General features: G+C 72.0%; 18 protein-coding genes. 6 read left to right on the forward strand and 12 right to left on the reverse strand.

What is annotated here, in order from left to right:
- Positions 1 to 72: 72 nt before the first annotated feature.
- Positions 73 to 1,218: a PP2C family protein-serine/threonine phosphatase gene (locus tag KUM39_RS05565; RefSeq protein ID WP_217784255.1), complete on the forward strand. Its 1,146-nt coding sequence runs from the start codon at positions 73 to 75 to the stop codon at positions 1,216 to 1,218.
- Positions 1,219 to 1,231: 13 nt separating this feature from the next.
- Here KUM39_RS05565 and KUM39_RS05570 read toward each other — a convergent pair whose 3' ends face one another.
- From KUM39_RS05570 to KUM39_RS05590, 5 genes are all read right to left on the reverse strand, one after another.
- Positions 1,232 to 2,422, reverse strand: coding sequence for a cytochrome P450 (locus tag KUM39_RS05570; protein ID WP_217784256.1), 1,191 nt, complete (start codon positions 2,420 to 2,422; stop codon positions 1,232 to 1,234).
- Between the two features lie 43 nt (positions 2,423 to 2,465).
- Positions 2,466 to 3,359 (reverse strand): 4-hydroxybenzoate octaprenyltransferase, encoded by an 894-nt coding sequence (ubiA, locus tag KUM39_RS05575; protein ID WP_217784257.1) that lies wholly within the window; start codon positions 3,357 to 3,359, stop codon positions 2,466 to 2,468.
- A 188-nt stretch (positions 3,360 to 3,547) separates the two neighbouring features.
- Positions 3,548 to 3,949, reverse strand: coding sequence for a DUF6009 family protein (locus tag KUM39_RS05580; RefSeq protein ID WP_217784258.1), 402 nt, complete (start codon positions 3,947 to 3,949; stop codon positions 3,548 to 3,550).
- Positions 3,946 to 5,472: a DNA primase family protein gene (locus tag KUM39_RS05585; protein ID WP_217784259.1), complete on the reverse strand. Its 1,527-nt coding sequence runs from the start codon at positions 5,470 to 5,472 to the stop codon at positions 3,946 to 3,948. The genes KUM39_RS05580 and KUM39_RS05585 overlap by 4 nt, the downstream gene beginning before the upstream one ends.
- Positions 5,469 to 6,581: a bifunctional DNA primase/polymerase gene (locus KUM39_RS05590; protein ID WP_217784260.1), complete on the reverse strand. Its 1,113-nt coding sequence runs from the start codon at positions 6,579 to 6,581 to the stop codon at positions 5,469 to 5,471. The genes KUM39_RS05585 and KUM39_RS05590 overlap by 4 nt, the downstream gene beginning before the upstream one ends.
- A 681-nt stretch (positions 6,582 to 7,262) precedes the next feature.
- Here KUM39_RS05590 and KUM39_RS05595 point away from each other — a divergent pair.
- Both KUM39_RS05595 and KUM39_RS05600 read left to right on the forward strand, forming a co-directional pair.
- On the forward strand, positions 7,263 to 7,913 hold the full coding sequence (locus KUM39_RS05595; protein ID WP_308288044.1) for a hypothetical protein: 651 nt from the start codon (positions 7,263 to 7,265) through the stop codon (positions 7,911 to 7,913).
- A gap of 441 nt (positions 7,914 to 8,354) precedes the next feature.
- Entirely contained in the window at positions 8,355 to 9,593 is a 1,239-nt protein-coding gene (locus KUM39_RS05600) for a cytochrome P450 family protein (RefSeq protein WP_217784262.1), read from the forward strand.
- 88 nt (positions 9,594 to 9,681) lie between these two features.
- Here the strand turns inward: KUM39_RS05600 and KUM39_RS05605 are convergent, their stop codons facing one another.
- From KUM39_RS05605 to KUM39_RS05615, 3 genes are all read right to left on the reverse strand, one after another.
- A complete protein-coding gene (locus KUM39_RS05605; RefSeq protein WP_217784263.1) occupies positions 9,682 to 10,788 on the reverse strand; it encodes an NAD(P)/FAD-dependent oxidoreductase in 1,107 nt (368 codons plus the stop codon).
- 280 nt (positions 10,789 to 11,068) lie between these two features.
- Positions 11,069 to 11,677, reverse strand: a complete 609-nt coding sequence (locus KUM39_RS05610; RefSeq protein WP_217784264.1) for a TetR/AcrR family transcriptional regulator — start codon at positions 11,675 to 11,677, stop codon at positions 11,069 to 11,071.
- Positions 11,674 to 12,075, reverse strand: a complete 402-nt coding sequence (locus tag KUM39_RS05615) for an ester cyclase (RefSeq protein ID WP_217784265.1) — start codon at positions 12,073 to 12,075, stop codon at positions 11,674 to 11,676. The genes KUM39_RS05610 and KUM39_RS05615 overlap by 4 nt, the downstream gene beginning before the upstream one ends.
- A 328-nt stretch (positions 12,076 to 12,403) precedes the next feature.
- Here KUM39_RS05615 and KUM39_RS05620 point away from each other — a divergent pair, with 328 nt between their 5' ends.
- Positions 12,404 to 14,794 (forward strand): FUSC family protein, encoded by a 2,391-nt coding sequence (locus KUM39_RS05620; protein ID WP_217784266.1) that lies wholly within the window; start codon positions 12,404 to 12,406, stop codon positions 14,792 to 14,794.
- A 123-nt stretch (positions 14,795 to 14,917) separates the two neighbouring features.
- Here KUM39_RS05620 and KUM39_RS05625 read toward each other — a convergent pair whose 3' ends face one another.
- From KUM39_RS05625 to KUM39_RS05640, 4 genes are read right to left on the reverse strand one after another with little or no spacing between them, the layout of a single operon-like run.
- Positions 14,918 to 16,039, reverse strand: a complete 1,122-nt coding sequence (locus KUM39_RS05625; protein WP_217784267.1) for an XdhC family protein — start codon at positions 16,037 to 16,039, stop codon at positions 14,918 to 14,920.
- 43 nt (positions 16,040 to 16,082) lie between these two features.
- Entirely contained in the window at positions 16,083 to 18,278 is a 2,196-nt protein-coding gene (locus KUM39_RS05630; protein ID WP_217784268.1) for a xanthine dehydrogenase family protein molybdopterin-binding subunit, read from the reverse strand.
- Entirely contained in the window at positions 18,275 to 19,258 is a 984-nt protein-coding gene (locus tag KUM39_RS05635; protein WP_217784269.1) for an FAD binding domain-containing protein, read from the reverse strand. Before KUM39_RS05635 ends, KUM39_RS05630 begins: the two co-directional genes overlap by 4 nt.
- Position 19,259: 1 nt before the next feature.
- Positions 19,260 to 19,883, reverse strand: coding sequence for a (2Fe-2S)-binding protein (locus tag KUM39_RS05640; RefSeq protein ID WP_217784270.1), 624 nt, complete (start codon positions 19,881 to 19,883; stop codon positions 19,260 to 19,262).
- 764 nt (positions 19,884 to 20,647) lie between these two features.
- Here KUM39_RS05640 and KUM39_RS05645 point away from each other — a divergent pair.
- A complete protein-coding gene (locus KUM39_RS05645; RefSeq protein ID WP_217784271.1) occupies positions 20,648 to 22,126 on the forward strand; it encodes a DNA primase family protein in 1,479 nt (492 codons plus the stop codon).
- Positions 22,123 to 22,524, forward strand: a complete 402-nt coding sequence (locus KUM39_RS05650) for a DUF6009 family protein (protein WP_217784272.1) — start codon at positions 22,123 to 22,125, stop codon at positions 22,522 to 22,524. Before KUM39_RS05645 ends, KUM39_RS05650 begins: the two co-directional genes overlap by 4 nt.
- Positions 22,525 to 22,542: the final 18 nt, after the last annotated feature.

A 22,542-nucleotide genomic window follows, 5' to 3' on the forward strand; every position in this document is an offset into this window, starting at 1 on the left:
CCACGCCGGTGCGGGGCGCGCGGGCACCGTGCTGCATACAGTACGAAGATCGCCGTCTGTTCGGGAGTTCCTGTGATCGCTCACCGTCGCACCCGGCCCCGTGAGGCCATCGAGCCGCCGCGCAACGGCGGGCTGGCCGCTGCCGTGGGCGCGGCGACGCTGCTGGTGGAGCTGCTCGGCGCGCTGTCCGGGTCGGCGGTGTGGCTGTTCGGGCTGCTGGTCTTCCTGCCCGGTGCGGCCACGGCGTTCTGCAGTGTGGCGCAGACCCGGTGGGTGGCCGCGTGGACGGTGTTCGTGGTCACGCTGGCCGTGGTGGTGCAGGACCGGCACGGCAACGACTGGCTGGACCGGGCGCTGACCGTCGCACTGACCGTGGGGCTGGCGCTGACCTCCGTGTACGCCTGTGCGCGGCGCATCCGGCGCGAGGACGAGATGTTCCGGCTACGCTCGACGGCCGCCGCGATCCAGCGGCACATCCTGCATCCGCTGCCGCTGGTCACCGAAGACGTCCTCGTCCACGGTGTCTACGAACCCCTGCACGAGGACCGGCTGTTCGGCGGGGACATCTACGACGTGGTCGCCTCGCCGTGGGGGACACGGGTGCTGATCGGGGACGTGCAGGGCAAGGGGCTGGCCGCGGTGGGTGCCGCGTTCTCGGTGCTGGGCGCGTTCCGGGAGGCGGCGCACCGGGAGCCGACGCTGACGGGGCTGGTGGACGCCCTGGACGCGTCGGTCGTCCGGCACAACTCCTACGCCGGGCAGTTCGGGGACGACGAGCGGTTCGTCACCGCGCTGGTCCTCGGGGTCGGGGCGGACAGCGAGGCACAGGCCGTCAACTGCGGGCACGTGCCTCCGCTGCTGATGTGCGACGGGTCGGTGGACACGCCTCCGATGCGCTCGGGGGTGCCGCTGGGGCTCGCGGCGCTGGCCGACGCGCCCCCGGTGGTGGACTGGTTCGCGTTCCCGCCGGGCGCCACCGTGCTGCTGACCACGGACGGCCTGACCGAGACGCGCGCCGACGACGGCGGTTTCTACCCCCTCCCCGAACGCCTGGCCAAGCGCCTGGACGTGCCCCCGGCCGAACTGGCCCGCTCGCTGCACGAGGACGCGCGGGAGTTCGCCGGGGGCAGCCGCCGCCACGACGACATCGCGGTCCTGACGGTACGGCGCACACCGGGGCGCACCGTCCGCGAGGAGACCTTCCGCTCCGTGGAGTAGCGGTGGTGGCCGCTCACCACGTCACCGGCAGCTCCCGTACGCCGTAGACCACGGCCTGGTCGCGGAAGACGAGCCGGTCCTCGGGGACGGCAAGGCGCAGGCCGGGGAAGCGGCCGAGGAGCGCGGGCAGCGCGATCCGGAGTTCGGCGCGGGCGAGCGGCTGGCCGATGCACTGGTGGACTCCGAAGCCGAAGGCGACGTGCTGCTGTGCGGCGCGCCGGAGGTCGAGGGTGTCCGGGTCGTCGTAGACGCGCTCGTCGCGGTTGGCGGACTGGAGCGGGAGGATGATGCCCTCCCCCGCCCGGATGGTGACGTCCCCGACGGTGATGTCCTCGGTGGCGACGCGGCGCATGCCGAAGTGGATGACCGTGACGTGGCGCAGCAGTTCCTCGACGGCGGCGGGTACGGCGTCCGGCTCGGCGGTGAGGAGCGCGGCCCGCGCGGGGTCGCGCAGCAGGGCGAGGACGCTGAGCGCGAGGGTGTTGGCGGTGGGTTCCTGGCCCGCGAAGAGCAGCAGGGTGCCCATTCCGGCGGCTTCCAGGGAGGTGAGTTCGCCGGTGCGGACGCGGTGGACGGCGAGTTCGGAGAACAGGTCCTCGCCGGGGTCGCGGTCCTTCCGCTCCAGCAGTTTCAGCAGGTAGTCGCTGAGTTCGGTGCGGGCGGCGGCGACTTCGGCGCCGGGTGCCTCCAGGTCGGAGATGGTGTGCGCGATGCGCTGGAAGAGGGCGTGGTCCTGGTAGGGGACGCCGAGGAGTTCGCAGAGCACGCGGGTCTGGAGCGGCTGGGCGAAGTCCGCGACGAGGTCGGCGGGGCGCGGGCCGTTCTCGATGCCGTCCAGGAGTTGCCGGGTGAGTCCTGCGACGGCCGGCTTGAGCCGTTCGATGTTGCGGTGCCGGAACGTGGAGGTCAGCATCCGCCGCAGCCGGGTGTGTTCGGGCGCGTCGGAGGTGATGAAGGAGCCGGGGCGCGGCGGCCGGTCGTCGGCGCGGATGCGCGGGTAGTCGTCGTGCGCGGGGTCGGCGCTGACGCCGGGGTGGGCGAGCACGGACCGGATGTCGTGGTAGCCCGTCACGAGCCAGTAGTCACGCCCGTTGGGCAGCGCGATCCGGCGCACGGGGCCTTCGGCACGCATGCGGCCGTACGCGCTGGGCGGGTCGAGGGGGGAGACGTCCCGGTCGAAGGGGAGGAGGGGGATGGAGGGCATGACGCGTCCCTGGGGTGGCGGACGGGGGTGGTGGTACGGGCTTTCAGTGCGACTGGGCGAGCAGGGCGGCCGCGAAGACGATGAGCCCGGCCCAGCGGTTGGAGACGAACAGCCGCAGGCAGCGGTCCGGGGAGTCGATGTCGAGGGTGACCAGCTGCCGGACGAGGTGCCCGGCGAAGGGCACCAGCAGCACGTAGTAACCCCATCCGGCCCCGGCGAGCGTGCCCGCCCAGAGGAGTCCGGCGACCGTGAGCGCGTAGAAGAGGCTCACCCAGGCACGGGTGGCGGCGCCGAACAGCAGCGAGGTGGAGCCGACGCCGATCCGCCGGTCGTCCTCCTTGTCCTGGTGGCCGTAGATCGTGTCGTAGCCGATGGTCCAGAACACGCCCGCGCCCCACAGTGCGAGCACGGGTGCGGTGATACGGCCCGTGACGGCGAGGGACCCGGCGAAGGCGTACGTGTTGAAGCACAGGCCCAGCCAGAACTGGGGCAGGTTCGAGAACTTCTTGACGTACGGGTAGATCACGAAGAGCGGGAAGGACGCGGCGACCGCCGCGACCGTGCGCCCGCCGGTGGGGATCAGCAGGGCGAGGGTGACGGCGAGTTGGACGGCGGTGAAGACCCGGGCGGTGCCGACGCCGACGGCGCCGGAGGGCAGCGGCCGGGAGGCGGTGCGGCGGACCCTGGCATCGATGTCACGGTCCACGATGTCGTTGACGGTGCAGACGGCACCCCGCATGAACACGGCGGCGAGCCCGAACAGCACGAGGTCGAGGAGACGGACACCGCTGGTGGTGGAGAGCGCGATGGCCCACCAGCCGGGCAGCAGATACAGCCAGGTCCCGATGGGTGCCTGAAGCCGCATCAGCCGCAGATACGGCACCATCGCGGCGGGCGCTGCGGCCAGTGGCCGGGCCACCAGCCTTCCGTGCAGCATGGGTCGCGGTGTCTTGGGCTCGGTGTGTTCGGCCTGGGTGAGCAAGGCGTACTCCCGCTGGAGCGGAACAGCGCGACGCCTCGGCCATCACTGCGACGGAGCGCCACACAGGGCACGACGTTCGTCGCCCCACCGATAAAGGTGGACACAGCGGGACAGAACATCCCGAACATGCGTAGTGATATGGATCACAACGGCAGCGTTATGCCCAGCTCCTGCATGGCCGTTGACGGAGGGCCGCCCTCGGAGCGTTCGGTCTTGTAGCCCTTGACGCGGGCCGCGAGGGTGCGAGGGTCCACGGCCTCGGCGGGGGCGCCCTTGGCGTAGAGGCCGTCGGGGTCGGTGTCGCGGTCGTGCGGGAGGACCCAGAAGACGCGGCGGCGGAAGGTGCCGGAGGAGCGGGAGGGCTTGGCCTGGGGGCCGAGCCGGGCGTAGCCGATCATGCGGCCGTCGCGGTGGTAGGCCGGCTTGCCGCCGCGCGTGGGCAGGCGGTCCAGGCTCTGGCGCACGTAGTCGAGATCGCTGATGTCCTCCAGCCACACCAGTTCGGTCTCGTGGCTGATCTCGTCCTCGGTGATCAGGGAGCTCATTCGGTCGCTTCCCTCTCCTCGTCGGTGAGCAGTCCGATGCCCGGATAGTGCTTGCGCTGGTTGGACAGGATCATCTCCTTGGGCGATGCCAGCCCGACCAGTTCACGGGTGCGGACGGCGAACGCGCGCGAGGACATGGCGGGTGCCCCTTCATTCTGGCACCAGATCCGGTACGCGGCGTAGAGGGCCGTCTGCTCTGCGCGCAGTTCGGAGCCGAGCCGACAGCATTCGTCGTAGAAGCGCCCGGTGTGGTCCTCGGTCTCGGCGTACGCCGTCGTGGCGATACGGACCCGTTCGGGACCCGTGAGATCCCGGTGCCCGGCAAGATAACGACGAGCACCGTCGATGAGCCAGCCCAGGATGCCCGGCCCCTCCTCCGTGACGAGGATGTCCGCCAGGTTGTCGATCTTGCGGTCGTCGGAGACAGTCCGCTCGAACGGGATCAGCCGCATACGGCGCCAGAACGCGAAGCCACCGGTGCCCACTTCGGGGCGGTGGTTGCCGAGCAGCCAGAGCTTGTGGGTGGGCTGGAAGCTGAAGAAGTCCTGCCGCATCCGGCGCGCCTTGATCCGGTCACCACCGGTCAGCAGCTTCACCCGGGCCTCGTCGAACTTGTCGCCGTGCTTCACCTCGGAGCACACGATGACCCGACGTCCGTGCAGTTCGGCGAGGTCGGTGGGGTGGCCCTCGTAGGGGCGGGCCATCAGGAAGCCGGGCGGGGCCGCGTCGGCGTAGTCCCCGAGGAGCTTCATCAGCACGTCCAGCAGCACCGACTTGCCGTTCTTGCCCGCACCGAACAGGAACGGCAGAACCTGACCACCCACATCACCCGTGATCGAGTACCCGAGGAGGAGCTGGAGGAAGGAGATCATCTCCTGGCCCTCCTCGTCCTCGCCGAAGGTGTCGGTGAGGAAGCGGTTCCAGCGCGGGGTGGCGACGTGGTGGGGGCCGACCGTGGTGGACCGGGAGTGGAAGTCCTTGTTGGGGTCGGGGCTCTTGATGAGGCCGCTGCGCAGATCGACGATGCCGTCCGGGGTGCAGAGCGCGTACGGGTCGGCGTCCAGCAGCGAGGCGTTGAGGACCATGCCGGGGGCGGACTTGGCCTGCGTGAGCATCGCGTTCATGCCGGTGGTGGACAGGGCGCGGCGGCGGTGGGTCTGGAGGGCCTGCGCGGTGTGCATGCCGCGCGGGTCGTGGGCGGCGATGGCCTCCGCGAGGTCGCCCGCGGCCCACAGGACGGTGTCGTCCTCGTCGATCTGCCAGCGGGTGGTGTCCCAGCGGTACCAGCCGATGCCGGGGACGTGCCGGTAGTCGCGGCCGTAGAGCTTCACGAACAGCTTGGCGTTGCCCCGGTCGGTCAGGGTGTCCGGGAGCAGCCCGGAGGAGGTCGCCTCCCCCGTGACGGCGGGTGCGGCGGGGGCCGACTGGGCGGGGACGGGCACCGAGGTGCCCTGTGCGCGGATCTGGGCGGCGACGGCCTCGGGGTCGAAGTCGAAGAGCGTCTCGTTGCCGGGCGACGTCATGGACGCCCTCCGCGGGGTTGCAGGGGGTACTTGAGACCGGCGGTGAGACCGCTGCGGATGATCTGTTGGGCGCGCGGCTCCTGACCGGGGCGGGCGGCCGTCGCGGCGGCTTCCAGGGCGCGTTCGGCCTCCTCCTGGCTGAGCCGCCCGGCGGCGACGAGACCGCCCAGGGTGAACGCGGCCCGGTTCAGGGTGCTGGAGAAACCGGCGCCCTCGGCCTGCTGGCCGCACGCCTCGACGGGGGCGAGTACGGAGGCCAGCAGACCCCGGTCGCGGTCGCGGTGTCCGCCCGCCGCGAGAACGGCCTGCTGGGCGCGTGGAGGGACCGGCCGGGGGGTGGGGATGTTGGGGGCGGGCAGGTGGCTGGTGCGCTCCAGTTCCTGGGCGAGCCAGGCGGGCAGCACGGCGGGTTCGCGGACGGCTCCGACGGGGGTGTAGCCGCCCTGGTGGGTGGTGGTGCCGGGGGCGATGATGTAGCCGCCGTGCGCACGGACGTCCACCTGCCAGGCGAGGGCGCGGCCGGGGCTGGAGCCGGAGGAGCAGTGCCAGCGGCGGTTGTCGGCCGCCCGGTACCAGACGTGCAGGCCCCCCGAGGGAGTGCGGACCCGCAGCGTGGAGTCGTCGTCGGCCGGGCTGGGCTGGCCGCGGAGCGCGGCGAGCACGCCGAGGGTGTGGAAGCCGTTGGCGAGCCCGGTGAGGTCGATGTGGTCGGCGATCCGGATGCCGGGCAGGATGCGGTCCCTGCTGGGCGGCTGGGTGGGGTGGGCGTCGATGTCGATGACGACCAGCCGGGCCGGGCCGCAGGCGATACCGACCCCGAACTCGGGATGGGCACCCCACCACTGGGTGATGCGCTGCTGGTCGAGGGTGGCGGCGTGGAAGCCGTGGCACCAGCGGCCTGCGGGGAGGCAGGGGCACTCGGCGGGCGGGTGCGGGTTGGCGCGGCACTGGGCGCAGTTGGCGGCGGGTGTCTTGCGGCCTGCGGCGAGCGGGTGAACCGGCCAGCCGCGCCGGGCGCACCAGCTCGCGGTGGTCAGTGCGGGGACACCTGGAGTGCCCGGACCGGGGCGCGTTGAGTCGCTGTTGGAAACACGCAGCTCAGCAGGCATGTGGACCCCCCTACCAGCGACCGAAGCGACTCTACGACGGACACAGACTAGCGAACGGAGCAGCTGAGGTCGTGGAGCACGTGCGGAGAACGGTGGTTTACGTGTCGATGGTGACGCCTCGTTCCGGGTGGCCGAAACCCCTGTGGATAACTCCAGCGACTGAGACTGAAGGGGCAGCGACTGGGGGGCTTCAGTCGCTGTTGCTCGTCGCTGTGCAAATGTGCAGGTCAAGAAGATCCAAAAGCTAAAACAGCGACTGAAGCGACTGAAGGCTTCTATATATGACGCACACGAGCACCCTATAACTAGCTCATATATGGGGCCCTTGAGTCGCTTCAGTCGCTATCGAGCAAGGGACACCCCTCTTACCTGCGCTTTCTCTCTGAGACTGAGAGCGACTGAACAGTCGCTGGGTAGCTCCCCCTTCAGTCGCTGTGGCCAGAGTTTCACGCTCTGCTGACGACTGAGGAGCGACCGAGCAGCTACTGAACGAGAGGGGCAGCGACTGAAGAAATCGGCCAGCGACTCAAGCCTCCGGCCGGAGCACCCGGCCGAGGGCCGCCACCGCTCCCGCCGCTGTGCTGAGCCTGTGCGGAAGGACATCGGTAGCGGCTCCGGCCCCGCTGGAGGACCATGACCATGACGACCTCTGTGCCGCTGTCCGGAAGGGGTGCACGCGTCGTGTCGGAACGCAGCGCGGGAGCCACCGGGCTCACCTCCCAGTACTCCGCCCAGGTGGCTGGCGATCTCGAACGCAACCGTCGGGAGCAGGAGCGGATCGGCAAGGAGATCGAGGCTCTCCAGGCCCAGCTCGCCGGGCTGCACCACGACCGTGCCGTTCTGGAGAACATGCGCCAGGTGCTCGGTCTCCAGTCGGTCCAGCAGGCCGCCGTCCCGGAGCCGGTCGGCGCCGACACCCTCGCCGTAATGCCCTCGCCGCGTGCCGACGCGGCCTCCGGGACGGGCACCGAGGGGGCCACGGACATCCAGGGCGCCTCGGAGGCCGTGCCGCCCGCTGAGAGCGAGCGGCACACCAGAGACGCGCCGGTGGACCCCCGCTCCCCCAGAGTCGTACCGCCTACCCTGGTCGAACTGGTCCGTGCCCACCTGCGTGCGCAGGCCGAGCCGCGTTCCGCGCTGGAGATCGCCACCGAGCTGGCCCGGCGCCACCCCGACCGGACCGTCAAGAAGACCGTCGTACGGACGACCCTGGAGGCGCTGGTCGCCAAGGCGCAGGCCCAGCGCATCAAGCAGGGCACGTCCGTCTTCTACACGGCCGCCGGGAGCCACGGACCGGGGTCCGGGCTCCCGGCGGGGCCGAAGTCCTTCTGAGCCGCCCTGTGCGGGCCGGGTACGGGTCCGGCGCTTTCTGGTCTACCTCTGGATTGGCGCGAGCCGTGTACCGCCCGTTTTCCTACGAGCGCGAGGCGTTTGCAGTGCCGTTGCCGCCCTGGGGACCCGAGGGGGCTCTCATCCGCTCTTCTCGGTTCATCGGGTGGACCGGCCCGCGCACTCCCCGCGAGATCGTCGCCGTAGTGGAACCGGTGAGGCCGTCCATCGCCTCCGGACAGCGGAGGCGATGGACCCAACCCTAGGAAGTGGCGGCCGCGAACGGCATACGTCATCCAACTGCGTCCTGTGCCGCCGTCACGCCGTTCCTTAAGCAGCGCACCGCTCCGGCCTGCGACATCTCCGTCTCCGAGGTCCGTTGAACCGAGTCCGCGCGCCGTACGTGTCCAGCACGACGGTTCCGTACGGAGAGGACACCACCTCATGGACGCCACCCCCGGTGCGCCGCACCGCCTGGACGTGTCGGGTGGCTGCCCGCACGCGGCCAACGCCCGCCTGCTCGCCGAGGGGCCGGTCGCCTCTGTCGTGCTGCCCGGTGAGGTGCCCGCGGTCGCCGTACTGGGTCACCAGGAACTGAAGGCGTTCCTGTCCCACCCGGACGTGGCGAAGCACCCCGCCCACTTCGGCGCGCTCCGGCGCGGGGAGATCCCCGACGGCTGGCCGCTCGCGCTGTTCTGCTCGCCCGAGGGCATGGGCAACCGGGACGGCGACGACCACCGCAGGCTGCGCAGGCTCGTCGGTGAGGCGTTCACCCCGCGCCGGGTCGCGGACCTCCGCCCCCGCATCGAGGCCCTCACCGACGAACTCCTCGACGGCCTCGCCGCCGGTGCCTCCCAGGACGGCACCGCCGACCTGCGCGAGGGACTCGCGCTCCGGCTCCCGCTGGACGTCATCGGAGAACTCCTCGGGGTCCCGCGCGCCCACCGGGATCGGCTGCACGAGCTGTCGGGGCGGGTCGTCGCCACCGACATCGGGCCCGCCGAGGCGGTCGCCGCGCACCACGAACTCGCCGCGCTGCTCGGCTCCGTCGTCGCGGCCCGCGCCGAGCAGCCCGGCGACGATCTCATCAGCGCGCTGCTCGCGGCCCGTGACGAGGGCGACCGGCTCACCCAGGAGGAGCTGATGGGGACCCTGGTCATCCTCATCGTCGCCGGGCACGAGACGACCATGCACCTGATCACCAACGCCGTCCGCGCCCTGTGCGCGCACCCGGACCAGCTCGCTCTGGTCCAGGCGGGCAAGGTCTCCTGGGACGACGTCGTCGAGGAGACGCTGCGCTGGGACGCGCCGGTGAGCTACTTCCCGTTCCGCTATCCCGTGCGGGACATGGAGATCGGCGGCACCCCGGTTCCCGAGGGCACCGCCGTTCTCGCCGCGTACTCCGCGGCGGGCCGAGACCCGCGCGCGTTCGGCCCGGACGCCGACCGGTTCGACATCACCCGCCCCGGCCGCCCCGGCGCCGTACGGCACCTCTCCCTCGGCCACGGCGCCCACTACTGCCCCGGTGCTCCCCTGGCCCGGCTGGAGGCCACCGTCGCCCTGGAACGCCTCTTCGCCCGCTGGCCCGGCCTGCGGGTCGCGGCTGCCGAGGAGGAACTTGGCCGCCACCCCACCTTCGTCGGCAACAGCGTGGCCCGGCTCCCGGTCCGGCTCGACGGCTGAGGCGCGCGGCGGCGCTGGTACGGCGGCGGAGGTCGTACCAGCGCCGCGCGCCGCCGGGTCCCCCCGCGTCTCCCCTGCGGCAACTCCCCTACGGAACCGGCTGGTTCAGCAGCCGGGCCACGTAGGGGACCGCCAGATGCCTGCTCTTGACCGCGTCCGTCACCTTGTGCCCGAGCACCGCCAGCCCGTGGCCCTTGACCGGGATCAGGGTCGTCCCGGCGCCGGGACCGAACGGCACGGAGAAGATGCGCAGCGGGGTCGTGCGGTACGGGCGCGGCTGCGAGCCGTGCTTGGCGGTGCGGTCCAGGAAGGAACGGATGTTGTAGGTCGCGGCGGACGCCTGCGCGATGGCGGACGGCGACAGCTTCGCCTCGGCCACGTCGTTCACGTCCCCGATGGCGAAGATGTCCGGGTGGCCCTGCACCCGTAGATGCGCGTCCACCCGGACGTGCCCGGCCGCGTTCAGCCAACTGCCGTGCCCGGCGAGCCGCAGCCACAGAGTGTTCGGCGTGGTGCCGGTCGTCCAGAACACGAGGTCCGCCCGGTAGGCGGCGCCGGACTGGTCGATCAGTGCGGCGCCCGCCGAGGTGATGACCGTGTTCAGCCGCACCCGCACGGCGTTGCGCTCCAGGTGCTCCTGCGCCCTGGCGCCCATTCGGCGGCTCTGGGCGCGGGACAGCAGATACGGACCCGAGTGGGCGAGGGTCACCTCGCTGCCCGGCTGGGTGCGGCGCAGCTCCGAGGCCAGCTCCACCCCGGAGGGACCGCCGCCGACGACCAGGATCGACCCGGCCCGCGCCGCCTGCTTCTGGTGCTCCGTGAACGCCGTCGCGGCCTCGTCCACCGTGACCCCGGTGAACCGCGCGGGCTCCTGGTAGTCGGCGCCGGTGGCGATCACCAGGGCGTCGTACGGCAGCCGCATGCCGCTGCGCAGCAGGACCAGGCGGTCACCGGTGTCGATGCCCGTCGCCTTGTCCCGCAGCACCCGGCCCCGGGCGAGCAGCCTGTCGTACGGGAAGAAGGGCGCGGTGGTCCAGTCGGGATCGACGCTGGCCCGCAGGGAGGCGACCCGGTGGAAGAAGGCGTCCTTGCCGTCCACCATCGTCACGTCCGCGACCTCGTCCAGGTCGCGGGCCAGTTTGACCCCGGCGTAGCCGCCGCCGATGACGACGACCCGCCGTCCGCTTGTGTCCATGCTGCTCGACTCCCGTTGCTGTGCTGCGTCGCGCTCGGGCACCGGCCGCCCGTGCGGGGACGGGAGCGGTCTCCACGGCGGGGCGGGTCCGCCGCCGCCGGAGAGCACGGGCGCGCTGCCTGGCCCGTGGGCCGGTCCGGTGTCGTCGCGGGCGCCGTCCCGGGGGCCCGCCGTCACCGGTCGTACCGGCCGGTGGGAACGCGGTGCGTTCCTGCACAGAGCACGGTCCGGAGCGGGGGAAGGTTCAACCGTCCCCCGCTCCGGACCGTGCTCCACCGGATCAGCGCGCCGACGGGATGCGGTCGGCCACGGCGTCCACCGAGGCCACGACCGCCGCCCGGTGCTGTGCCAGGCGGGTCTTCTCGTCGGCGCCCGCCGGGTTGCGGATGGCGGCCGGGGTGGAGAGCCAGGACTGCGCGGCGGCGAGCGCGATCATCAGCGCGTCCATCCCGCCCGCCAGGTCGGTGCCGTACGCCTCCGCGACCGCGCGGGCCTTGTCGATGTGGTTGTCCCGCTCGGCGTCCGTCGCCTCCGGGCGCTCCAGCGTCCGCCACTGGGTGAGCCGGATGAGGTCCGGGTCGTCGGCGAACGCGTCGAAGAGGGCGCCCGCGTATCCGGCCAGGTCGTCCGGGGTGAAGGGGACGACATCGGCCAGGACGCGGATACGGGCCTCCAGGACCGCTTCGAACAGCTCTTCCTTCGAGCCGAAGTAGGCATAGATCGCCTGCTTGTTGGCGGGTGCGTTCCTGGCGATGCGTTCGACGCGGGCCCCCGCGGGCCCGTGGGTGACGAACTCCTCGTAGGCGGCCTCCAGCAGCCGGGCGCGGGTGGCGGAGGCGCCCCGGCCCGGTGCCGGTGCCCGTACCGGGCCGGGGCGCGTGCCGCTCACCGGGTGCCCGCCAGCAGGCCGAGGAAGTAGTCCGTGCCGACCTCGCCCCAGTGCTCGACGATCTTCCCGTCGCGGATCACGTCCACCGTGGTGCCGTTCAGGGTCGCGGTGCGGCCGGTCGAGGTGACTCCGAGGAAGTCCTGGGTCTGGGTGGCGGTCAGCACCCAGCGGGTGGCCACCTTGTCGCCCTCGGCCACCTGGTCGAGGACCTCGACCGAGATGTCCTTGAACGAGGCGATCAGGGACTTCTCGATGTCCAGCCACGTCTGCCGGGTGAAGGCGAAGCCGCCGGTGGGGTGGATGACCAGATCCTCGTCCACGAACTGCGCCCAGGTGGCGTCCAGGTCGCCCTTGGCGTAGCTGGCCCAGAAGTCGCTGACGACGGTCTTGTTGCTCATGGTGATCTCCTGTGTGGGTGACCCGGCCCGTAGGGGCCGTGGTGTCCGGCTGGTGACTCCCGGCGTTGAATCCATCCGGTTGGTTGAAAACTTACCCCCGACGGATCAGTAAAACAACCGGATGGTTGAAAAGTTCGCTGTGACGCGCGTCACATGAGGGAGGGGGCCGGGCGGGCCGGTGTGGTGCACCGGGACGGTCCGGGAACCGCACCGCCAGGAACAGGAGTGCCGTGTCCGGTTGTTCTTCCTCCGGGTCGCCGTCGATCCGGGCGGCCCGCGGTCACACGGGCACGGTGTCACGCAGGCCCTGACGGAGGTGGGGACGTCCATGCCGATCCCAGGTCGAACACGGGCCGGGGTGTTCGTCGCGTGGCTGCGCGCCCACGATCCCGACCTCGCCGCCACCCGCAGATCCGTGCGCACCGCTCTGGTCATGCCGTCGCTCTACGCCCTCTGCATCGAGGTGCTGCACTCCGTCACGATGGCCACCTTCGCCGCGTTCGGCTCGTTCGCCATGCTGCTGCTCGTGGAGTTCACCGGCCCCATGACCCAGCGGGTACGGGCCCATGTGGCGCTGACGGCCGCCTGGGTCGTGCTGATCTGCCTCGGGACCCTCGTCGCGGGACAGGCGTGGCTCGCCGTCGTCAGCATGGTCGTCATCGGTTTCCTCGTGCTGTTCTCCGGCGTGGTCAGCTCGGTGCTCGCCGGGGCCTCGACCCCCCTGCTGCTGGCCTTCGTGCTGCCGCTGACCGTCCCCGCACCGCTCTCCGCGCTGCCCCAGCGGCTCGCCGGGGTGGGGCTCGCCGCTGTCGTCGCGCTCGGCGCGATCACCCTGCTGTGGCCGCGCCGGGCGAGCGATCCGTTGGCGGCGCCCGCCGCGCGGGCCTGCCGGGCGTTCGCCGGACATCTGCGGTTCCTGGCGGACGGCGGGGGCGACGGCGGTCCGGGCGGGCCCGCCGCCACCGCCGACGTGGCCGGTGCCGAGCTGCGCCGCGTCTTCGACGCCACCCCCTACCGCCCCACCGGCCTCGGCAGCGGCTCGCGTGCCCTGGTCCGGCTCATCGACGAACTCGCCTGGCTGCACGGCATGATCGACGACGACGCCGCCGCCTCGGCCGCCGCTCCCACCCGCATCCCCGCCGTGGACGACGCCCGGCACGCGGCGGCCCTCGTCCTGGACCGCGCCGCCGACCTGCTGGACCGCCCGCAGGCCGACCCCGAGCCGTTCGACGCGGCCGTACGGGAGCTGCGGACCGCGATGGCTGCCCTGGACCGGGACGCGGCGGGCGGACTGCCGCTGCGCCCGCCCGCCGGAGCCGGGTCCGGCGGGCGCCCGGCCGACCTCATCGACGAGTGGGACCGCTCCTTCCGCGCCCACGAACTCTGCTTCGCCACCCTGCTCGTCGCCGGGGACGTGGACCGGATGGCGGCGGCCGAACGGCGCGGCTGGCGCGAGCGGCTGCTCGGCCACGACCCCGACACCCTCACCACCCCGCTGGCCTCCGCCCGGGAACGCGCCGCCTCGCACGCACGGCCGCACTCGGTGTGGCTGCACAACAGCGTCCGGGGCGCCCTCACCCTGGGCCTCGCGGTCGCCGTCGTACGGGTCACCGGCGTGGCGCACTCCTTCTGGGTGCTGCTCGGCATCCTGGCCGTGCTCAGCTCCAGCGCCGTCACCACAGGTCAGCGGGCGCTGCGCGCGCTTGCCGGGACCGTCGCCGGTGCGCTGGTCGGCGTGGGGCTGCTGGAGGTGTTCGGCGCGCACGAGGGGGTGCTGTGGGCGATGCTCCCGCTGGCCATCCTGTGCGCGGGCATCGCCACGCCCGTCTCCTTCGCGGTCGGCCAGGCGAGCTTCTCCGTCATCCTGTGCCTGCTGTTCAACGTGGGTCAGCCGCTGAACCTCCAGGTCGCCGTCGCCCGCGTCGAGGACATCGCGCTCGGCTGCGCGGTCAGCCTGCTCGCCGCCCTCGCCTTCTGGCCGCGCGGCGCCGCCGGAGTCGTCCACCGGACGCTGGGGCAGGCGTACGTGGCCGCCGCCCGGTACCTGGACCGCGCGGTGCGGTACGGGGCGGTGCGGGGCGGGGTGGAAGAGACGGGCGGGGCGGGCAGGGCGGGTGTGGTGTCCGGGGCGGATGACGGCGTCCCGCACTCCCCCGTCCCGCACCGCCCCCTCCCGCACTCCCCCGCCCCCGCTCCCCCGCTGGAGGAGCGGCGGGAGGCGGCAGCGGCGGCGCGGCGGCTGGACGACGCGCTGCGGGGCTACCTCGTGGAGCGCGGTGCCGACAAGCTGCCGCTCGCCGACATCACCACCCTGGTCACCGGCGTCGCCGCCGTGCGCATGGCCGCCGACGCCATCTCCGGGATCTGGGAGCACCGGACCGTCAACCCGTCCGCCGGTGAGGAGACGCGCGCGCTGCTCGCCGTACGGTCCGCCGCCGACCGCATCACCGAGTGGTACGAGGAGTTGGCGGCGAGCCTGGACGGCGGGCGCCCGGTGCCGGTGCCGCTTCCCGCCATCGCCCACGTCGAGGCGATGCTCTCCCAACTGCTGAGCACCACCCCGGCCGCCCGCGACCCGCACGCCGGTACGGCCGTCCTCGTGCTGTGGACGGCCGACTACCTCAAGGCCACCCGGCGCCTCCAGCCCAGCCTGACGGCGGCCCTGCGGTCCAAGGCGGAACGTTCCCGCGCGACGGGGACGCCGAGGGCGAGGCTGTGAGACGCGGGCGCGTGGGCAGGGGTGCGACGGGGGAGCGCGTCGGGGCGTACATGAGGCGTCAGGGCGTACGTGAGGGAGGGGCGCGTCGTGTATTTCGCGCGCCCCTCCCTCACGAGCCGTTCTCTAGGCCACCGGCGCCAGTGCCCTGTTCGTCCTGTTGTGCACCGGGCCCTCCAGCTGGCGCAGCGGCAGGCCGGTGGCGCCGTTCCGGCGGGCGACCACCTCGGCCATGATGGACAGCGCGGTCTCCTCGGGGGTGTGCGCGCCGAGGTCGAGGCCGATCGGCGAGTGCAGCCGGTCGAGCTGGTCCGGGCCGACGCCCGCCTCCATCAGCATCCGCAGCCGCTGCTCATGGGTACGGCGCGAGCCCATCGCGCCGATGTAGCCCAGCGGCATCCGCAACGCCCTGGTCAGCAGCGGTACGTCGAACTTGGCGTCATGGGTGAGCACGCACACCACCGTGCGGGGGTCGGTCGGTGTCGCCGCGAGGTACCGGTGCGGCCAGTCCACGACCACCTCGTCGGCTCCGGGGAACCGCGCCGGGGTGGCGAACACCGGCCGGGCGTCGCACACCGTCACCCGGTACCCGAGCAGACCGCCCACGCGGGCCAGCGCGGCGGCGAAGTCGATCGCCCCGAAGATCAGCAGCCGGGGTGCCGTGGTGTGCGACTCCACCAGCAGCGTCACCGTCTCGTCGCCGCACAGATGATGGACCAGCCCGGTGACACCCGCGCTGAGCAGGGCGCCCGCCTCGTGCGCGGCCCAGCGGTCGAGGTCGCCGCCGTCCAGCGTGCCGACCGCCTCCCCCGCCGACCGGACCAGCATGGCCCGGCCCAGCAGGTGCGCGGGGCCGGAGACCACGCGGGTCAGGGCGACGGACTCCCCCACGGAGGCCGCCGCGAGCGCCGCCGCGATCTCCGGCTGTTCGCCCGGAACCACCTTCTGTACGAAGACGTCCAGTGCCCCGCCGCAGGTCAGGCCCACGGCGAACGCGTCGTCCTCGCTGTACCCGAAGTGTTCGAGGGACGACTCGCGTCCCGCCAGCACCTCCTGGCACAGTTCGTAGACCGCGCCCTCGACGCAGCCGCCGGAGACGCTGCCGACCGCGTTGCCGGAGACGTCCACGGCCATCGCGGCGCCCGCCGGGCGTGGCGCGCTGCCGCTGGTCGTCACGACGGTGGCGACGGCGAACGGTTCGGTTCGCACGCTCCATTCGTGCAGTGCCTCGGCTGCGATGTCCAGCACCGTTTCCTCCGGGGGTGGCTCTGGTGGTCCGGCCGGGCCGGACTCACATACGGGGGTCGAGAAGCTTCTCGGGAGTGATCGGAAGGTCCCGCACCCGACGCCCCGTCGCGTCGAACACGGCGTTGGCGACGGCCGCCGCGATACCCGTCGCGGACAGCTCGCCCACACCCTTGGCGCCGAGCGGCCCGACATGCGGGTCGAACTCGTCCACGAAGGACATGTCGATGTGCGGCGGGATGTCGGCGTTGACCGGCAGCGGCACCCCGGCGAGGTCCTGGGACAGCCAGCGGCCCAGGTTGGGTTCGAAGTGACTGGCCTCCATCGCGGCCATGCCCCAGCCCCACACCAGTCCGCCGATCATCTGGGAGCGCGCGGTGCGCTCGTTGACGACCGCGCCCACGCTGTAGACACCGGTCGCCCGGCGCAGCCGCAGCAGCCCGAGGTCCGGATCGACGCCCACCTCGATGAACATCGCGCCGAACGTCCGGGTGGACATACCGGGCGCCCCCGCGTCGGCGGACGCGCCGTTCGGCAGCACCATCGCGCCGTCGCCGATCACCTCGTCCAGCCGGGCCGCGCGCAGGATGTCCGCGTAGGGCCTGCGGTGGTCGCGCCAGGTCAGGGCGCCGTCGTCGGCCCGCACCTCCTCGGCCGGCCAGGACATGACGTCGGCCAGCCGCCGCAGCACGTCACCGGCGGCCAGGTGCACCGCCGTGCCCATCGCGATCGTGGTGCCGGACCCGTACGTCGGTCCCGCGTACGGCAGTTCGCTGTCTCCGGAGACGCCCTGGACGGAGCGGATGTCCAGGCCCAGGGTCTGGGCGGCGATCTGCGGGAAGATCGTGGTGGAGCCCGCGCCGATGTCGGTGTAGCCCGCCTCGACCTTCACACTGCCGTCCGCCCGCAGCCGCACCCGCGCGTTGGACGTGAACCGGAACTGGCCCTGGGTGCAGTCGGCCATGCCGCAGCCGATCAGCCAGTGTCCGTCCCGCGTGCCGCCCTTGGGCCTGTCCCACCAGCCGAACCGGCGGGCGCCCTCCTCGTACGCCTCGCGGAGCTTCTTCGAGGACCAGGGGGTGCCGTCGGCCGGGGAGACCTCGGCGTAGTTGGTCAGGCGCAGCGTCAGCGGGTCCACGGACAGGGTGTGCGCCAGCTCGTCCATCGCGGAGCCGAGCGCCCAGGTGCCGGGGCCGTCGATCGGGGAGCGCATGAACGACGACAGGTTGACGTTGCCGCGCCGCACCCGCTGGCTGGTGGAGATGTTCGGGACGTCGTACAGCGCCTTGGAGGGCGCCGAGCCGAACTCGACGTAGTCGTCGGTGAGGGCGGTGACGTTGTCCACCTCGTGCACGATCGCCTGGAGCTCGCCGCTCTCGTTCGCGCCCAGCTCGACGCGGTGCTCCATCAGCGGCTGGTAGCCGACGATCGAGTACATGTCCTGCCGGGTCAGTACCAGCTTCACCGGGCGATCGACCGCCTTCGCGGCCTGCGAGGCGAGGATCTCGTGCGGCCAGATGAACGCCTTGGTGCCGAAACCGCCGCCGGTGTGCGGGTTGATCACGCGCACCTTGTCGGAGGCGAGTCCGAACACGGCGGCCAGCGTGTCCCGCACCGCGTACACGTGCTGCACCGAGTCGTGCACGGTCAGCCGCCCGTCGTGCCACTCGGCGAGGATCGCGCTCGGCTCCATCGGATTGCCGTGCCGGGAGGGCTGCGTGTACGTGCCCGAGGCGCGTACCGGCGACCCGGCGAGCGCGCCGGCCGCGTCGCCCTTGCGGAACTCGTGGGCGTCGAGCATGCCGTAACCGCTGTCCGGGGACGGGGTGACGGCCAGTGCGGTGTCCGGGTTGACGAACGGCTGCCGGTCGTAGCTGACCCGTACGCGGGTCGCCGCGCCCTCGGCGGCCTCCAGGGAGTCGGCCAGGACCATCGCCACCGGCTGGCCCCAGTAGTGGATCTCGTCGTTCTGCATCGGCAGGAAACGCGTGGCCAGCGGGGGGCTGGGCAGCCCGGCGAACGCCTCGTGCACGGTCGGCAGCCCGGTCAGCACATGGACGACGCCCGGCTCGGCCTCCGCCTCGGCGGTGTCGTAGCCGGTGACCCGGCCCGCCGTGACCGACGAGCCGACCAGCACCGCGTAGAGCTGGCCCTCGGCGTTGTAGTCGGCCGCGTAGGTCGCCGCGCCGGTGACCTTGGCGGGGCCGTCCTGCCGCGTGATGCCGTAGGTGCCGCTCATCATGCCTCCAGGGCCAGTTCGAGGGCGCGCAGCGCGGTGTTGCGGGCGAGCGGGATCTTGTACGCGTTCGAGGACAGCGGGCGGGCCGCGGAGAACCCGGAGGTGACCGCGTCGCGCACCTCGGGGCTGCCCGGCGTGAGCCCGACGAGGGCCGCCTCCGCGTCGTACAGCCGCCAGGGGCGCAGCGCGACCGAGCCGAGCGCGACGCGGGCGCGGGAGATCACCCCGTCGGTGACCTCGACCGCCGCTGCGGCCGACACCAGCGCGTACTCGTAGCTCTGCCGTTCGCGCACCTTCACGTACGCGGAACGGGGCGCGGGGGCGCCGAGCTCGATGCCGGTGATCAGCTCGCCGGGGCGCAGCACGTTGTGCGCGGCCGGGTCCACGTCGGGCAGGGTGTGGAACTCGGTGGCCGGGATGCGCCGTCCGCCGTCCCCGTGCTCGGTGATGATCTCCGCGTCCAGGCAGGCCAGCGCCACAGCCGGGTCGGAGGGCTGGACGGCGACACAGTCCTCGGTCCAGCCGAAGATGGCGAACCGCTCGCTGTTCGCGCCGTGCAGCGCCGCGCAACCCGAGCCGGGGACCCGCTTGTTGCAGGCGACCGGCCCGTTGGAGCGGAAGTACGGGCAGCGCACCCGCTGCACCGGGTTGCCGCCGATGGTCGCCAGGTTCCGCAACTGGGCGGAGGCGGCCTTCAGGATGGCCTGCGAGAACACCGGGTACGCCGTCTCGACGCGGGCGTCCTGCGCCACGTCGTTCAGCCGGGCCAGCGCGCCGATGCGCAGGCCGCCGTCCTCGGTCGGGGTGATCTCGTGCAGCTCGGGCAGCCGCCCGATGTCCACCAGGCGGCTCGGGGTCTCGATGCCGATGCGGGCCCAGTTGAGCAGTTCGGTGCCGCCCGCGAGGAACATCGTGTTGTCGGTGCGGGCGCTGTCGAGGGCGCCGGGGAGGGTCTCGGCGCGGACGTAGGTGAACGGTCGCATGTCAGCGCCTCTTTCCGGTCGCGGAGGCGGTGACGGTCGCCGGGGTGGGGGCGGGGGGACGCCCGTCGGTGGAGGCCGGGGTACGGCCGGATGCTCCCGCCGGGGCCTCGTCCGAGGCCGACACCGGAGCCGCGTCCGAGGCGGTGGCCGCCGCTGCGGCTTCCACGGCGGCGGCGATCTGCGGATAGGCCGAGCAACGGCAGATGTTGCCGCTCATCCACTCGCGGATCTCTTCGTTGGACCCGGTGTGACCCTCGCGGATGCAGCAGACGGCCGACATGATCTGACCGGGGGTGCAGAAACCGCACTGGAAGGCGTCCGCCTCGATGAACGCGCGCTGCACGGGATGCAGTTCGCCGTCCGTGGCGAGTCCCTCGACGGTCGTGACCTCACGGCCGTCCGCGCTCGCGGCCAGCACCAGGCACGCGTTCACCCGGCGGCCGTCGAGATGCACGGTGCAGGCTCCGCATTCGCCGCGATTGCACCCCTTTTTCGCTCCAGTGAGCCGCAAACGCTCCCGCAGGAGATCGAGAAGAGTGGTGCGCACATCGCATGTCACCTGCGACTGCGCCCCGTTGACCTGCAAGGTCACCGTGATTTCGGGGGTGGGGCTCTCGTCCGGCATGTGCTTCGCTCCTGTGGAGGGCGTGGCGGCCAATCTTTCGAAGGCGAAAGGAAGTTACTTTCCGTAAGGAATGAGTAGCATGCGCATACTATGCACTATGCCGGATTTATTCCTTATCGGCGGTTCGGGCGCGAAAGGATTCCGCGCTCGGTGCCGCCAGGGAATGAGTTCCTGTGTGCCGCACCAGCCTGGCGTGGACGGCCGGGGAGGGCATCAGTCAAGTGACTGGCCGCGGCTACTGCCCCGGTGGGGGCACCGGTGCGGCACCGGTCGGTGCGGTGGGAACGTGATCGCCGGTGATTGGTCGCCTGCTGGATCGGTCGCTTCGGTCGCTGTTCGGGTTCTGGTCGATGACTGTTCCCCGGGCTTTTCTGTTCGGTCGCTGACCACATCCGGTTTCGGTCGCTGTCCGGTCGCTGTCCGGTCGCTGCTGGGGCGCTGCTCGGTCGCTGTCCGGCCCGTCGTTCGGTGGCCGCCGGGGGTGGCGCACGCGGGGGCGCGCGTGCGCGTATAGGCGTGCGTGGGGGTGCGCGTCGTGTGGGACTTTGAGTCGCTTGAGTCGCTCGGTCCTGGTGGCGCACCGCTGACCTGCGGTTTTCCGGGTGGTGGCGGAGATGTGTGGAGATTCTGTTCAGTCGCTCGGTCTCGTGGGCGCCGACGGTCAAGGTAAGGAAGATGCCCTATGCATCTGGTTGATCCGGGTCTTCATCGCTTCGCTACGCTGTGCTCTCCGCTGAGTCGCTTGAGTCGCTGATGGGAGACGCATGCCCGGCCTCCAGGCCGCCACGCCGGGTCGCGGCACCGCGCTCCACGCCGTCGCGTCCGGGACGTCCACCGCCGACAACGTTGCCGCTGAGGCGCGTCTGCTGCCGGACACCCTCTCCGACCGGGGCAACGCGAAACTCTTCGTCCACCTCTACGCCGGGACCTACCGCCACGTGGCCGGGCTCGGCTGGTACCGCTGGGACGGTACGAGGTGGAGCTACGACGAGCACGACAGCGTGCTGTGGGCCGCGGGTGACCTCGCGGAACGCCTCGCCGTGCAGGACGCGCGGGGCGGACACTCCTCCCAGTCGCTCCAGCGGCACCGCTGCCGTGCCCTGTCCACCAAGGGCATCAACGCCATGCTGGCCCAGGCGAAGTCGGCTCCCGGCATGGCCCTCGGCGCCTCGCTGCTGGACGCCGACCCGCACGTCCTGTGCACGCCGCGCGGCATCGTGGATCTGCGCACCGGGCGCCTCAGGAACCCGGACCCGGACAAGGACTTCCACTCCCGCTCCACCACGGTGAGCCCGCTGCCGGTACCCACCCCGCGCTGGCGCAGGTTCCTCACCGACACCCTCGGGGACGACGAGGAGGGCCGGGAGATGATCGACTATCTCCAGCTCCTCCTCGGGTACTCGATCACCGGGGATGTCGGCGGTCAGGTTCTGCCATTCCTGTTCGGTGCGGGCAAGAACGGCAAGTCGGTGCTGCTGGACGTGCTGATGAAGCTCCTCGGGGACTACGCCGACGCCGCTCCCCCGGGCTTCCTCATGGCCCGCCCCTACGAGGAACATCCGACCGACCTCGCCGAACTGCACGGACGACGGGTCGTCGTCTGCTCCGAGGTGAAGCACGGCGACAAGTTCGACGAGACACGGGTGAAGCTGCTGACCGGCGGCGACCGGATCAAGGCCCGCCGGATGCGGCAGGACTACTTCAGCTTCCAGCCCACCCACAAGCTCTGGCTGCTCGGCAACCACCGCCCCGAGGTCGGCACCGGCGGGTTCGCCTTCTGGCGCCGTATGCGGCTCATCCCGTTCGAGCGGACCGTCTCCGACGACCAGAAGATCGACAACCTGGCGGACATCCTCGTCACGGAGGAGGGGCCCGGCATCCTGGGCTGGCTCATCGACGGTGCTCGTCGTTATCTTGCCGGGCACCGGGACCTCACCGGCCCCGAACGGGTCCGCATCGCCACGACGGCGTACGCAGAGACCGAGGACCACACGGCCCGTTTCTACGAGGAGTGCTGTCGGCTCGGCTCCGAACTGCGCGCGGAACAGGCAGCGCTGTACGCGGTGTACCGCGCCTGGTGCCAGCAGGAGGGGGCGCCCCCGATGTCCTCGCGCGCGTTCGCCACCCGCACCCGTGAACTGGTCGGGCTGGTCTCCCCCCGGGACATGATCCTGTCCAACCAGCGCAAGCACTATCCCGGTGTCGGACTGCTGGCCGACGAGGAGAGGGGGACGGTCCGATGAGCTCCCTCATCACCGCGGCCGAGATCAGCCACGAGGCCGAGATCCGCTGGCTGGAGGAGATCGACGGCCTCGACTACGTCCGTCAGAGCCTCGACCGGCTGCCCACCCGCACCGCCCGGCCCGCCTACCACCGCCCCGGCCGGATGGTCGGCTACGCGCTGCTCGTGGTCGGTGCCCGCTCCTCCCGCTCCTCCGGCACCTTCCGCCGCCGCGTCTTCTGGCTCCTCCCCCACGACCGGGACAGTGCGCCCGCCGGTCTCTACGAGACGGGCGCCCCGGCCGAGGCGATCGACCCGCGCACCCTGGCGCCGTGCGTCAAGGGGTACAAGACGGAGCGGTCGGAGGGCGGGCCGCCGTCGGCGGCGATGCGCGAACTGGGAATCACCCTGCCGTCGTAGCCGCTCGGGCCTCTCCCG

Origin of the sequence: Streptomyces corallincola (assembly GCF_019104725.1) — a bacterium.
Lineage (GTDB): Bacteria > Actinomycetota > Actinomycetes > Streptomycetales > Streptomycetaceae > Streptomyces > Streptomyces corallincola.

Bases quoted from the DNA above. Each gene is read 5' to 3' on its own strand.
- KUM39_RS05580 (WP_217784258.1), bottom strand. From the start codon at position 3,949: ATGAGCTCCCTGATCACCGAGGACGAGATCAGCCACGAGACCGAACTG.
- KUM39_RS05590 (WP_217784260.1), bottom strand. From the start codon at position 6,581: ATGCCTGCTGAGCTGCGTGTTTCCAACAGCGACTCAACGCGCCCCGGT.
- KUM39_RS05615 (WP_217784265.1), bottom strand. From the start codon at position 12,075: ATGAGCAACAAGACCGTCGTCAGCGACTTCTGGGCCAGCTACGCCAAG.
- KUM39_RS05640 (WP_217784270.1), bottom strand. From the start codon at position 19,883: ATGCCGGACGAGAGCCCCACCCCCGAAATCACGGTGACCTTGCAGGTC.
- KUM39_RS05645 (WP_217784271.1), top strand. From the start codon at position 20,648: ATGCCCGGCCTCCAGGCCGCCACGCCGGGTCGCGGCACCGCGCTCCAC.
- KUM39_RS05585 (WP_217784259.1), bottom strand. From the start codon at position 5,472: ATGACGTCGCCCGGCAACGAGACGCTCTTCGACTTCGACCCCGAGGCC.
- KUM39_RS05570 (WP_217784256.1), bottom strand. From the start codon at position 2,422: ATGCCCTCCATCCCCCTCCTCCCCTTCGACCGGGACGTCTCCCCCCTC.
- ubiA (WP_217784257.1), bottom strand. From the start codon at position 3,359: ATGCTGCACGGAAGGCTGGTGGCCCGGCCACTGGCCGCAGCGCCCGCC.
- KUM39_RS05630 (WP_217784268.1), bottom strand. From the start codon at position 18,278: ATGATGAGCGGCACCTACGGCATCACGCGGCAGGACGGCCCCGCCAAG.
- KUM39_RS05620 (WP_217784266.1), top strand. From the start codon at position 12,404: ATGCCGATCCCAGGTCGAACACGGGCCGGGGTGTTCGTCGCGTGGCTG.
- KUM39_RS05635 (WP_217784269.1), bottom strand. From the start codon at position 19,258: ATGCGACCGTTCACCTACGTCCGCGCCGAGACCCTCCCCGGCGCCCTC.
- KUM39_RS05600 (WP_217784262.1), top strand. From the start codon at position 8,355: ATGGACGCCACCCCCGGTGCGCCGCACCGCCTGGACGTGTCGGGTGGC.
- KUM39_RS05650 (WP_217784272.1), top strand. From the start codon at position 22,123: ATGAGCTCCCTCATCACCGCGGCCGAGATCAGCCACGAGGCCGAGATC.
- KUM39_RS05605 (WP_217784263.1), bottom strand. From the start codon at position 10,788: ATGGACACAAGCGGACGGCGGGTCGTCGTCATCGGCGGCGGCTACGCC.